The sequence below is a fragment of the Acinetobacter sp. 797_lipA genome (assembly GCF_058243025.1).
The window spans coordinates 898,586-912,078 of the sequence record NZ_JBZAYQ010000001.1; the positions used below are offsets into that span (position 1 = coordinate 898,586).

9 protein-coding genes are annotated in these 13,493 nt (G+C 42.0%); 6 read left to right on the forward strand and 3 right to left on the reverse strand.

The genetic code is table 11. The features are described 5' to 3' along the window. The first annotated feature begins 674 nt into the window (after positions 1–674). The 6 genes from AC4CU2_RS04350 to AC4CU2_RS04375 all read left to right on the forward strand — a co-directional run bounded on the left by AC4CU2_RS04350 (position 675) and on the right by AC4CU2_RS04375 (position 9,205). The gene (locus tag AC4CU2_RS04350; RefSeq protein WP_490768335.1) at positions 675–3,497 is read left to right on the forward strand and encodes a 2-oxoglutarate dehydrogenase E1 component; all 2,823 of its coding nucleotides are present in this window, start codon (positions 675–677) and stop codon (positions 3,495–3,497) included. 16 nt (positions 3,498–3,513) lie between these two features. Then, positions 3,514–4,728: a 2-oxoglutarate dehydrogenase complex dihydrolipoyllysine-residue succinyltransferase gene (gene odhB, locus AC4CU2_RS04355; RefSeq protein WP_062033969.1), complete on the forward strand. Its 1,215-nt coding sequence runs from the start codon at positions 3,514–3,516 to the stop codon at positions 4,726–4,728. Positions 4,729–4,787: 59 nt separating this feature from the next. Further along, the gene (lpdA, locus tag AC4CU2_RS04360) at positions 4,788–6,221 is read left to right on the forward strand and encodes a dihydrolipoyl dehydrogenase (RefSeq protein WP_490768336.1); all 1,434 of its coding nucleotides are present in this window, start codon (positions 4,788–4,790) and stop codon (positions 6,219–6,221) included. A 172-nt stretch (positions 6,222–6,393) separates the two neighbouring features. Further along, positions 6,394–7,560 carry an ADP-forming succinate--CoA ligase subunit beta gene (gene sucC, locus AC4CU2_RS04365; RefSeq protein ID WP_490768337.1) on the forward strand — a complete coding sequence of 389 codons (1,167 nt, stop codon included), beginning with the start codon at positions 6,394–6,396 and terminating at the stop codon, positions 7,558–7,560. Positions 7,561–7,571: 11 nt separating this feature from the next. Further along, entirely contained in the window at positions 7,572–8,462 is an 891-nt protein-coding gene (sucD, locus tag AC4CU2_RS04370; protein ID WP_490768338.1) for a succinate--CoA ligase subunit alpha, read from the forward strand. A gap of 368 nt (positions 8,463–8,830) precedes the next feature. After that, positions 8,831–9,205, forward strand: a complete 375-nt coding sequence (locus AC4CU2_RS04375) for a hypothetical protein (RefSeq protein WP_490768339.1) — start codon at positions 8,831–8,833, stop codon at positions 9,203–9,205. A gap of 299 nt (positions 9,206–9,504) precedes the next feature. On the opposite strand, the gene AC4CU2_RS04380 is transcribed toward AC4CU2_RS04375, so the two are convergent. From AC4CU2_RS04380 to trpS, 3 genes are all read right to left on the reverse strand, one after another. Next, a complete protein-coding gene (locus AC4CU2_RS04380; protein WP_126037508.1) occupies positions 9,505–11,217 on the reverse strand; it encodes a flotillin family protein in 1,713 nt (570 codons plus the stop codon). A gap of 45 nt (positions 11,218–11,262) precedes the next feature. Then, a complete protein-coding gene (locus AC4CU2_RS04385) occupies positions 11,263–11,907 on the reverse strand; it encodes a YqiJ family protein (protein WP_004982725.1) in 645 nt (214 codons plus the stop codon). A 459-nt stretch (positions 11,908–12,366) separates the two neighbouring features. Next, positions 12,367–13,380 carry a tryptophan--tRNA ligase gene (trpS, locus tag AC4CU2_RS04390; RefSeq protein ID WP_004695576.1) on the reverse strand — a complete coding sequence of 338 codons (1,014 nt, stop codon included), beginning with the start codon at positions 13,378–13,380 and terminating at the stop codon, positions 12,367–12,369. Positions 13,381–13,493: the final 113 nt, after the last annotated feature.

The following is a 13,493-nucleotide window of genomic DNA, read 5'->3' on the forward strand; positions in this document are numbered from 1 at the left end:
AGGTGGCTTTTGTATAAATTGCACCAGATTGGTGAAAAGCGCGGCGATTTAAAACAAATGTCATAAATAAGTGCAAGTATGAGTCTGCAAAAAAAGTTATGAAGATGTTAATATGGATGTTGTTGATGGGGAGGGCATATTGAAAGATGATGCTCTCTTTTCGTATGTGTTTTTTGGAGTAGACTTTGGTCTACGTTGAAACTCGGTTTTATTTAAAGCACCATATATTAGATGAAATTTTGATATGTGTATTTCGCCAATTTATGAAAGGTATGTGTCAAAAAAATCAATTGAAATATGGGGAGTATGTTAAAATTTTTGCACGTTTATATTTAAAAAATGCGCGCTAAATATGTACATTAATTCAACATTTAAGCCGCATTAGAGCGAGTATAAATGAAGGGTTAGTCGCTTTAGAAAAAATAATGCATCGCCTTATTTTTTCTAAGTCGATTTGCAAAAAATTGCTCGGTTTTGGCCGGGTATGAATGAGTGATGATGCCGCTGAGGGCGTTATGATTCATTGTCACATTGGGTAATTCTAATGTAGTGATAACGCCTCATGGCATCCGCCTTATGGGGACTAATGTCATGTTACCAATTTGACATTACTAATCATGGGTTCGCTTAAAAAGCATCCTGAAATGTTTTTGCAATAGGAAATGGGTCCACAAATGCAAGAAGTTGCTGACGCATTGCGTCTTGACACTGAACTTTCCGCTGATAGTGCAGCGTATATTGAAGAACTTTATGAGCAGTACTTGGCTGCACCAGACTCAGTAGAAGCTGACTGGCGTGCATACTTCGATAAATACCCGAAAGGTGATCAACCACACAGCAATGTACGTGAGCAATTCTTATTACTAGGTCGTAATTCAAGTCGTGTTCAAGCAGTGGTACAAAGTTCTGTTAGTACAGAACATGAACGTCGTCAAATTGGCGTACTACAACTGATCGCAGCGTACCGTAACCGCGGTCACCAAAAAGCGAAGCTTGATCCTTTAGGTTTGGCAAAACGTGAAATCGTGCCGGATCTTGACCTTGCTGCACATGGCTTAACCCAATCTGATTTCGACACTGTATTCAATACAGGTAATCTTTTGATTGGTAAAGACGAAGCAACTCTAGGTGAAATGGTTCAAGCCATGGAAGCAACGTACTGTGCTTCAATTGGTGCAGAATACATGCACATTGTTGATACCAAAGAAAAACGTTGGATTCAACAACGTCTTGAAGGTGCACGTGGTCAATTCAACTTCACTGCAGAACAGAAAAAACACGTATTAGAGCGTTTAACTGCGGCTGAAGGCCTAGAAAAATTCCTAGGGAATAAATACGTTGGTGCAAAACGTTTCGGCGTGGAAGGTGGTGAATCTTTCATTCCAATGGTTGATGCTTTGATTCAGCGTGCAGGTTCTGTAGGTTGTAAAGAAGTGGTCATTGGTATGCCTCACCGTGGTCGTTTGAACCTTCTTGTAAACATCATGGGTAAAAACCCAGCAGACCTATTTGGTGAGTTCGAAGGTAAGAGCTTACATAAAAAAGGTTCTGGTGACGTTAAGTACCACCAAGGTTTCTCTTCAAACGTAATGACTCAAGGTGGTGAAGTTCACTTGGCATTGGCGTTTAACCCATCACACTTAGAAATCGTCGGCCCTGTGGTTGAAGGTTCAGTACGTGCACGTCAAGTACGTCGTAAAGACATTGGTGGTGATGACGTATTGCCAGTAATTGTTCACGGTGATGCTGCATTTGCAGGTCAAGGTGTTAACCAAGAAACCTTCCAAATGTCACAAACACGTGGCTATACTGTGGGTGGTACGGTTCACATTGTGGTGAATAACCAAGTCGGTTTCACAACCTCTGATCCACGTGATGCGCGTTCTACAGAATACTGTACGGACATCGCGAAAATGATCCAAGCGCCGATTTTCCATGTGAACGGTGATGATCCTGAATCAGTATTGTTTGTTGCGCAATTGGCACATGACTTCCGTCATACTTTCCGTAAAGACGTTGTCATTGACATGTTCTGTTACCGTCGTCGTGGTCACAACGAAGCGGACGAGCCAGCTGCAACTCAGCCAATGATGTATCAAGTCATCAACAAGAAAACGACAACGCGTGCGCTGTATGCAGACCAATTGGTTCAAGAAAGCGTATTAGACCGTGCTAAAGCAGATCAAATGGTTGAAGACTACCGTGCTGATTTAGAAGCAGGTAAGCACGTTGCAAATGCATTGGTACTTGAACCAAATACAAAAATGTTTGTAGATTGGGCACCGTACTTAGGGCATGACTATACAGACGTATGGGATACCACATGTTCTGAAGATCGCTTAAAAGAGCTTGGTCGCAAAATGCGCGAGCTTCCTGAAGGTTTTGTGATGCAGCGTCAAGTTGCAAAAGTGATTGATGATCGCTTAAAAATGCAAACTGGCGAAATTCCATTGAACTGGGGTGCTGCAGAAACTTTGGCTTATGCATCTATTTTAGATGATGGCTATTTGGTTCGTTTGACTGGTGAAGACGTTGGTCGTGGTACCTTCTCACACCGTCATGCAAAACTGCATAACCAAGTGGATGGTTCAACCTATATTCCACTTTGCCATATCAAAGAAAATCAACCACGTACTGCTATTTATGACTCATTGTTGTCTGAAATGGCGGTGTTAGGTTTTGAGTATGGTTATGCAACGACTCTGCCTAAGAGCTTGATCATTTGGGAAGCACAATTTGGTGACTTCGCAAACTGTGCACAGGTTGTGATTGATCAGTTCATCGCATCAGGTGAAACCAAGTGGGAGCGTGTGTGTGGTTTAACCTTACTTCTTCCTCACGGTTTTGAAGGTCAAGGTCCAGAGCACTCATCTGCACGTTTAGAGCGTTTCTTACAGCTATGTGCTGAAGACAACATGCAAGTGATGACACCGACTACGCCTGCACAGATTTTCCATGCTTTACGTCGTCAAGCGATTCGCCCAATTCGTAAACCAATGATCATCATGTCACCGAAGTCTTTACTTCGTCACAAGCTTGCAACGTCTACTTTAAGTGAACTTGCAAATGGTACATTCCAAACTGTGATTGATGAAATCGACAACATCAACAAAGCAGACGTAACACGTTTAGTACTTTGTGGTGGTAAGGTTTACTACGACTTGCTTGAGAAACGTCGTGAGCAAGAGTTGAATAACACTGCAATCGTTCGTATTGAACAATTGTATCCATACCCTGAACAACGTATTGCTGAAGTTCTTGCTCAATATCCAAACGTAAAAGACATTGTTTGGACGCAAGAAGAGCCGAAGAACCAAGGCGCTTGGTTATTTATTGCTCCTCGTCTATATGATGATGTAATGAAGTCGGTTAAACCAGTACGTATCAGTTATGCAGGTCGTGAAGCTTCTGCTGCACCGGCTTGTGGTTCACCATATTTGCATGCAAAACAACAAGCTCAGCTCGTAAATGACGCTTTAGCGATCGTAGCTGAATAACAGGAGATTCTTAGTAATGGCAACCGAAATTAAAGCACCGGTATTCCCTGAGTCAGTTGCGGATGGAACAATCGCAACTTGGCACAAACAACCAGGTGAAGCAGTATCACGTGATGAAGTGATCTGTGATATTGAAACAGATAAAGTTGTTTTAGAAGTTGTTGCTCCTGCTGACGGTACAATTGCATCGATCATTAAAGGTGAAGGTGACACTGTTCTTTCAAATGAAGTGATTGCACAGTTTGAAGAAGGTGCTGTATCTGGCGCTGCGCAAACTGAAGCAGTTCAGTCTGAAGCGAAAGTAGAACAAGCAGTTACTCAAACTGAAGCGGGTGCTGCACCAGTCGTTGAGCGTGCTCAAGTTGCTGATCAAGCGCCTGCTGTGCGTAAGGCATTGACTGAGTCTGGCATTCCAGCTGCTGATGTTGCGGGTACAGGCCGTGGTGGTCGTATTACGAAAGAAGATGTGGCAAATCACCAAACTAAACCAGCAGCTCCAGCTGCAGCACCATTAAGTGTTGCTGTGGGTGAGCGTGTTGAGAAGCGTGTTCCAATGACACGTCTTCGTAAGCGTGTTGCTGAGCGTCTGCTTGCTGCAACTCAAGAAACTGCAATGTTGACGACGTTTAACGAAGTGAACATGAAGCCAATCATGGAAATGCGTGCACAATACAAAGACGCATTTGAGAAGCGTCACGGTGCGCGTCTTGGTTTTATGTCTTTCTTTGTTAAAGCGGCAACTGAAGCGCTTAAACGCTACCCAGCAGTTAATGCTTCAATTGACGGTGATGACATTGTTTACCACGGTTACTATGACATCGGCGTAGCCGTATCTTCTGAGCGTGGTCTAGTTGTACCTGTGCTTCGTGATACAGACCGCATGAACTATGCTGAAGTTGAAAATGGTATCCGTGACTTTGCTTACAAAGCACGTGATGGCAAATTGGGCATCGAAGACATGACTGGCGGTACGTTCACAATCACCAACGGTGGTACTTTCGGTTCATTGTTGTCGACTCCGATTTTGAATACACCACAAACTGCGATTTTGGGTATGCATAAAATCCAAGAGCGTCCAATGGCTGTAAACGGTCAAGTAGAAATCTTACCGATGATGTATTTAGCGCTTTCTTATGACCACCGTCTAATCGATGGTAAAGAAGCAGTTGGTTTCTTGGTAACAATCAAAGAATTGTTAGAAGAACCAGCTAAATTGATCCTTGACCTTTAATTCTAAAGAATAAAACATGGGCTTAGAGCGATCCTCTAAGCCCATTTTTGGAGATAAAAATGTCTCAACAATTTGATCTTGTTGTAATTGGCGGTGGCCCAGGTGGTTACGAAGCAGCAATTCGTGCAGCGCAGCTTGGTTTTAAAGTTGCTTGTATCGAAAAACGTATTCACAAAGGCAAGCCATCTTTAGGTGGTACTTGCTTAAACGTCGGTTGTATCCCATCAAAAGCATTACTTGATTCTTCTCACCGCTATGAAGATACAGTACATCACTTAGCTGATCACGGTATTACAACAGGTGAAGTGAACTTTGATCTTGCAAAATTACTTGCTCGTAAAGACAAAATTGTTGACCAGCTTACCATGGGTATTGATGGTCTTCTCAAAGGTAACGGTATCGAGTGGTTAAAAGGTACAGGTAAATTACTTGCAGGTAAAAAAGTAGAATTTGTATCTCACGAAGGTGAAACTCAAGTTTTAGAGCCTAAATATGTGATTCTTGCAACGGGTTCTGTGCCAATTAACATTCCATCAGCACCAGTTGATCAGAACATTATTGTTGACTCTACAGGCGCACTTGAGTTCCAAGAAGTACCTAAGCGTTTAGGTGTCATTGGTGCGGGCGTAATCGGTCTAGAGCTTGGTTCAGTATGGCGTCGTCTAGGTGCTGAAGTTGTTGTATTTGAAGCAATGGACGCATTCTTACCAATGGCTGATAAAGCATTGGCGAAAGACTACCAAAAACTTTTAACTAAGCAAGGTCTTGATATCCGTGTTGGCGCTAAAGTTGCGGGCACAGAAGTTAATGGTTCTGAAGTCACTGTTAAATATACTCAAGGTGGCGAAGAAAAAACTCAAGCGTTTGATAAGTTGATCGTTTGTGTAGGCCGTCGTGCATATGCTGAAGGTCTATTGGCTGATGATTGTGGCATCAAACTCACCGAACGTGGTTTAGTTGATGTGAACGATTGGTGTGCGACGTCTGTTGACGGCGTATATGCTATTGGTGACTTGGTTCGTGGCCCAATGCTTGCGCATAAAGCGATGGAAGAAGGTGTAATGGCTGTTGAGCGTATTCACGGTCATGCAGCTCAAGTGAACTATGACACCATCATTTCTGTGATTTACACACACCCTGAAGCGGCGTGGGTCGGTTTAACAGAACAGCAAGCGATCGAGAAAGGCCACGAAGTGAAAACGGGTCAATTTGGTTTCGCGGTAAATGGTCGTGCTTTAGCTGCAGGTGAAGGTGCTGGTTTTGTGAAGTTTGTTGCAGATGCAAAAACAGATCGTTTACTGGGTATGCACGTAATTGGACCTGCTGCATCTGACATCGTACACCAAGGTATGATTGCACTTGAGTTTGTATCTTCGGTTGAAGATCTACAGTTGATGACTTTCGGTCACCCAACATTCTCAGAAGTGGTTCATGAAGCTGCCTTGGCCGTTGATGGTCGAGCGATTCACGCAATTCAGCGTAAACGCAAATAAGACAACGAAAAGAGCGACTACGGTCGCTCTTTTTTGTTTCAGGTGTTGTCTTCTCATGAAGAATCATCTAAAAATAAAGACAAGAAGTTTTAAAAATCCAAAATGGTTACTGTGATAGTAAACAGTTTCGGTGCAACAAAAAGTAAATAAGCAGTAATAAAAAGGTTAGTCGATGAATTTACATGAATATCAAGCTAAAGCGCTATTAAAAAAATATGGTATGCCTGTCCAAGAGGGCGTACTTGCCACCACTCCAGAAGAAGCAGTAAAAGCCTTTGAACAAATAGGCGGAAAATTTGCTGTCATGAAAGCCCAAGTGCATGCGGGTGGTCGTGGTAAGGCAGGTGGCGTAAAAGTTGTAAAGTCAGCAACGGAAGCTGCTGAATATGCAAAAAGCATCATCGGGACCAACCTTGTTACCTATCAAACCGATAGTCATGGACAACCTGTAAATAGCGTACTTGTCGCGGAAGATGTGTATCCTGTAGAGCGTGAACTGTATTTAGGTGCAGTGGTTGACCGCTCAAGCCGTCGTGTGACCTTTATGGCTTCAACCGAAGGTGGAGTCGAAATTGAAAAGGTTGCCGAAGAAACCCCTGAAAAAATTATCAAAGTTGAAGTTGATCCTTTGGTTGGTTTATTGCCATTCCAAGCACGTGAAGTTGCATTTAAGTTGAACCTTAAAGATGGTCAAGTGAATCAATTTGTGAAAGTCATGTCTGCTGCGTATCAAGCATTCATCGAGAATGACTTTGCTTTATTTGAGATTAACCCGCTATCTGTGCGTGAAAATGGTGACATCCTATGTGTCGATGCCAAAGTGGGGATCGATTCAAACGCGCTGTATCGTTTACCAGAAATTGCTGCGCTGCGCGATAAGTCACAGGAAAATGAACGGGAGTTGAAAGCGTCTGAATTTGACCTCAACTACGTCGCGCTTGAAGGCAACATTGGCTGTATGGTTAATGGCGCAGGCCTTGCGATGGCAACCATGGATATTATTAAACTCTATGGCGGCCAACCTGCGAACTTCCTTGATGTCGGTGGTGGTGCAACCAAAGACCGTGTAATTGAAGCGTTTAAAATTATTCTGGCAGATACCTCTGTACAAGGGGTATTGATTAATATCTTCGGTGGAATTGTACGTTGTGACATGATTGCTGAAGCAATTATTGCAGCGGTTCAAGAAGTAAATGTGACCGTACCTGTGGTTGTTCGTTTAGAAGGAAACAATGCTGAATTGGGTGCCAAATTACTTGATGAATCAGGTTTAAAACTTATTTCTGCAAATGGCTTGTCGGTTGCCGCAGAAAAAATTGTTGCTGCAGTAAAAGCGTAAGGAATATCAATATGAGCGTATTAATTAATAAAGACACCAAAGTATTGGTACAAGGTTTTACTGGTAAAAACGGCACATTCCACTCAGCACAAGCGCTAGATTATGGAACCAAAGTCGTTGGGGGGGTAACTCCTGGTAAAGGTGGCACAACCCACCTAGATTTACCTGTATTCAACACCATGAAAGATGCCGTTGTAGGCACAGGCGCAGATGCGACAGTGATTTATGTACCAGCTCCGTTTGTATTAGATTCAATTATTGAAGCAGTGGACTCAGGTGTTGGACTGATTGTGGTCATCACAGAAGGTGTGCCAACTTTAGACATGCTCAAAGCTAAGCGTTATCTTGAAACCAATGGTAATGGTACGCGTCTGATTGGTCCAAACTGTCCGGGTATTATTACTCCGGGGGAATGTAAGATCGGGATTATGCCTGGTCATATTCACCAACCGGGTAAAATTGGTATTATCTCTCGCTCTGGTACATTGACGTATGAAGCGGTTGCGCAAACGACTAAGCTTGGTTTAGGTCAATCCACCTGTATTGGTATTGGTGGTGATCCAATTCCGGGCATGAACCAAATTGATTGTTTGAAACTGTTCCAAGAAGATCCGCAAACTGAAGCGATTATCATGATTGGTGAGATTGGTGGTACGGCTGAAGAAGAAGCAGCTGAATATATTCAATCGCATGTGACTAAACCTGTGGTGGGTTATATTGCAGGTGTAACAGCACCGAAAGGCAAGCGTATGGGGCATGCGGGAGCAATTATTTCTGGTGGTAAAGGGACAGCGGAAGAAAAGTTTGCAGCATTTGAAAAGGCGGGGATGGCGTACACGCGTAGCCCAGCAGAACTCGGTTCAACGATGTTCCAACTTTTAAAGGATAAAGGTTTAGTTTAAGCCTTTTATATTTTAAAGGAAAAATCCGTATGTCTTAATTGCACATACGGCTTTTTTGTGGAGAGCATATTGGTTTGCTCTAATATAAAAAATAATATAAGGGTTTAGAGTAACTTAATCCCAGTTGAAAATTATATTCAGCCACATAGAAAAAGCCATATTGAACAAAAGACAAAATGGTTAAATTAGAGCAAGATTTACTATGCACCTAATAATCTGAGAATCGATAAATATTTAGTGTACACTGTTTCTATAGCGGACTATGCTATATTCATAATTAAAGTAATTCTTTTGAAGACATAGTATTGCAGATGTTAAAGCCGATTCATTTATTGTTTTGCCACTGCTTGTTCTTGTTCGGGTTGGCGATGAATAGCGCTTATGCTGGAAATGAAGACGTCTATTTGGCGGAGTCTTTGAGTGATGATATTTTCCACTATTATCAGCAGTTAGCTGCACAACATAATGAAGAAGAAAACGATTATACATTGATCAATAATGATTTTTATGAGAATGAATATATTCGCGTATTTAACTACTCGGCCTACAACTCGGATGGTTTGAGCCATAAATTGGGGACAGGGGAGTTTGATAGTTCAGATTTGGATGCACTCAGTATTTCATTTGGGTATGGTATTGAAATTAAAATCAACAAACGAAATAAAGTTGGATATGAGTACCTTTCAAATTTTCCTTATGATCGTGGGCAATTGATCCGTTTCTTTTGGGTGCGTTTGCACTAAATGGTTCAACTCAGTTTATTTGTAAAAAAGGTTGTAGCCATATGGTTTAGAATGTTTTCACTCAATTGTAGAGTCTAGGATGTTTACATTACTTTTGGACTTTTCTGATGGTAGGCTAATCGATTACCAAGCTAAAATAACTTAAATTTTTATAATAGATGATAGGCTTACTATGCTGAGTGAATTAGAGGGTCTATCGTTTTAACAGCTTAAATGTGTATTTTATTGAAAGTTGAATATTAAAATAGATGATAAAAAACGCGACAGATCGTCGCGTTTTTTGCTTGTAAGTCTAACTACTATTGAGCTTTGCTTTGCGGTTTTAAGCTTTGGGTTAAACCATTGATGTCGCCGCCTTGAATTCCCAGTTCATTCATCAAGCTATCAATTAATGGTGCTTGGGTACGATAGCGTAGTGCACTATTCACCACTTGATCAGACAAAGCAATTTGTGAAGATTCCGCACCATCACCTCCAGTTGTAGCTGAACCGACATTGCCTAAACCATTAACCTGTAGAATTTTGATGTCATCAATGTTTTCCATCGGCTTAACGCTTTCACGAATGATTTCAGGTAAGTATTTTAACAGCGCTAGGCGAATTTGCATTTCGACTTGCTCTGGAGATAAGACGTTGTTGGCTTCATTCACCGCACGTGTACCATCTGCGTCGACTTGGTATTGTTTTTCCATTGCTTGAGCCAACAGTATTTTGGCATCCGCTTCACCTTTGGCTTTTAAGCGAGCTTGTTCGGCTTGAGCTTCCGCTGCAATACGAACTGCTTCGGCATCATCGGCAGCAGCTTGTTTGCCTGCTTCAGCTGCAACCGTAATCGCAATAGCATCTTTTTCTGCAGCTTGCTTCGCCGCAACCAATTCAACTGCTTTTTGACGCTCAGCACGTTGGGTTTCACGTACGGTAATCACTTCTTCTTCAGCTTTAACGGCTTCAGCACGGGCACGGTCAGCAGAAGCTTTGGCTTCAGACTCTTCACGCGACTTTTCAGCGATTGCAATGGCACGTGACTGTTCAGCCAACTCGATGGTTTTCTTTTGTTCAACCTGTGCTTGTTCAATAATTTGTGATTTTTGAATATTTTGGCTTTCTACATCACGCGCTGCACCAATACGCTTTAACTCGACTTCACGCTCAGCTGCGATACGTGCTTCTTCTGCTTCACGTTTTTTTTCAGCTTCCTGAGAGGCAATTTCAGCCAATTGTTCTGCACGGCGAATTGCAATTTCACGTTCTTGTTGTAGTTTGGCGTATTCTTCTTCGCGGATGATTTGTAGACGTGCTTGTTCTGCTTCTAAGTTTTTGGTCTTAATGGCAAGGTCAGCGTCTTGTTCAATGTGATTACGTTTACGACGGCGGTCTTCAATTGTTTCAGTCAGCTTGGTTAAACCTTCGGCATCGAATGCATTTTGAGGGTTAAAGTATTTGAAACCTGTTTGGTCTAAACCTGTTAATGACACAGTTTCAAGCTCTAGACCATTTTTATGTAAGTCTTCGGACACCACTTGTTGTACTTTTTGTACGAAGTCCACGCGCTTTTCATGCAACTCTTCCATCGCCATTTCAGCTGCTACTGCACGCAAGGAATCGACAAATTTGCCTTCCACAAGGTTCTTCAACTCATTTGGAGACATGGTTTTTTGTCCTAAAGTCTGCGCGGCCACTGCAATTGATTCTGCTAGTGGCTTCACACGGACATAGAACTCCGCCATGACATCGACGCGCATACGGTCACGGGTAATGAGCGCTTGATCATCAGCACGGCGAACCTCTAAACGTAGCGTGTTCATGTTGACAGGGATAATTTCATGTAATACAGGCAGTACAATTGCACCGCCACCTAAAATAACTTTTTCGCCGCCAAAACCTGTACGTACGAAAGAGATTTCTTTGCTGGAACGACGGTACAGACGGGCAATAATAATGCCGATAATAACCAGAGCTGCAAAGATAATCCCTGCAAGAATAAGAATGTTATAGAAATTATTGCTGAGCATAAGGGTCCCGATTTTATTTAAAGTTATAAGTACAAAATGAAAGAGTTAAAGTGAAATGGCTTTAAAGCCAATCTTGGTTTTTTGAGTCAAAATGACTTCTTGACCTTGAGAAAAATGAAGGTCTGTTTCAGGTTCAACCAGTACATAATGCGTTTGCCCGAACTGATCTTGAACTCGTGCTTGAGCAGGTGAGTTAACTTTAGCCTCTCCTAAAATAATCAGTGCTGTTCGTCCAATCAGCTCTTCACTGTAAATTGCTGTGGTTTCATCTTGTGGCAAAATTTTAGCAATCAGCATGGCACTGTAACGAATCATAGGCATCGAAAGTACGAGGCAAAGAGGTGCCATGATCCATGCACTCCAATAGCTCCCGGTCCAAGTTTGAAGAATGGACTGTAGAATAAAGCCACTTAAGCTATACAGGGTGAGGAAGATAATCAGCCAAACCAAGAGAGGAACACGGCCAATAAATAACCAATCCAGCAGGGCATTGAGCCAACCTTGATCGGCATCTAGTGCAATGTCGACGTCTTTAGTACTGCCTAGGTCATCAGGTAGGAATTGGTCAAGTAGGCCTTGTGAGCCGCCGCCTAACACCAATAAAATCAATTCGAGTAGTCCCAATAAAAACATGAGGCTGAGGCAAATACTAAAAATTAAATTGGATGGGTGAGTAAATAATTCCCACATTCTAAAGGTTCTCTATTTTTATGCTGTTATCAGTTAAGTGTAAATTTTTAAAAAGAATTGTATTGAAATTGGGCTTTAGCATAGCATTCAAAAAACAGAATGTCTAAATTTGATGGCACATAAAGAGAGAGCAGTTTAATTGTGATTTGATAAATTTTAGGCAAAAAAATACGCAATGATTGGGGTATTCATTGCGTAGAACTACGAATCTGTTGTTACACAGTTTCGGTAAAAAGGAGAAATGTTATATCTCGGGGTTAATCTAAGCTATGAACTCATCATAAGGTCTGCGCGTTCTTATTTCATGAGTATTCACGTTAAGTACTGTAAATTTAGGTTAACAAACGACACTAAATGTCAGTTTTTGAGATGCATGTGGCTTATTCGTGTTTATTTCGCGATTAAAAAAGCCTTTCTCAGTGAGAAAGGCTTAAATATGCGTTTTAGTTTAAGGTGGGTTTAGAAATGAAACACCCCTAAACCCGATTTAACTTCATCTAGAGTCTGCTGAGTGATATCACGACATTTGTCTGTACCTGTCTTCAAAATATCCATGATGTAATCAGGATCTTTCGCAAGTTCCATACGACGTTCACGAATAGGCGTGATCAGCTCTTTCAATACGCCTTCAAGACGTTTTTTCACCGTACCATCGCCCAAACCACCACGGCGGTAATGTGCTTTCAGTTCTTCAACTTCTTCTTTATTTGGATCAAACGCATCTAAATATGTAAATACGATATTACCTTCTACCTGGCCGGGGTCTTCAACACGCAGGTGGTTCGGGTCGGTGTACATCGCATTAACAGCTTTTTTAATGTCTTTATCTGTTGCGTCCAACACAATGGTATTGCCCAAAGATTTCGACATTTTGGCTTTACCATCAAAGCCGGGTAAACGGCTCATATTGGAAAGCAGAGCCTTACACTCAGGCAGTAATTCCTGACCAATCTGACGGTTTAAGCGGCGTACGATTTCATTGGTCTGTTCGATCATTGGAATTTGGTCTTCACCCACAGGTACAACCGTTGCTTTAAATGCGGTGATATCTGCCGCTTGCGCAACTGGGTAGCATAAGAAACCAGCTGGAATATCACGTTCAAAACCACGCATCTGAATTTCAGACTTGATAGTTGGGTTACGTTCTAAACGAGACACGGTCACAAAGTTGAGATACAACATGGTGAGTTCATTTAGCGCGGGTAAGCTCGACTGCACGCAAATGGTGGTTTTGGTTGGGTCGATTCCGACAGCTAAGTAATCTGTGGCAACTTCAAGAATATTGCGGCGAACTTTTTCGAAATTATCTGCATTGTCAGTAAAGGCTTGTGCATCGGCCAATAATAAATGCTGATGGTGTGAATCCTGCAAACCCACACGTGAACGTAAAGATCCGACAAAGTGCCCTAAATGAAGTTGTCCCGTTGGACGGTCGCCTGTCAAAATAACAGGACGGTTGTCTTGATTACTCATTATCTATTTCCAAAGTCGTCGTAGCGACATGCTATTTTCAAAGAATGCAGACATTGTACGGCATAATCTTTTTCAATGTCAGTCTTAAAAAAACTGCAGAGAAAAAATTATAA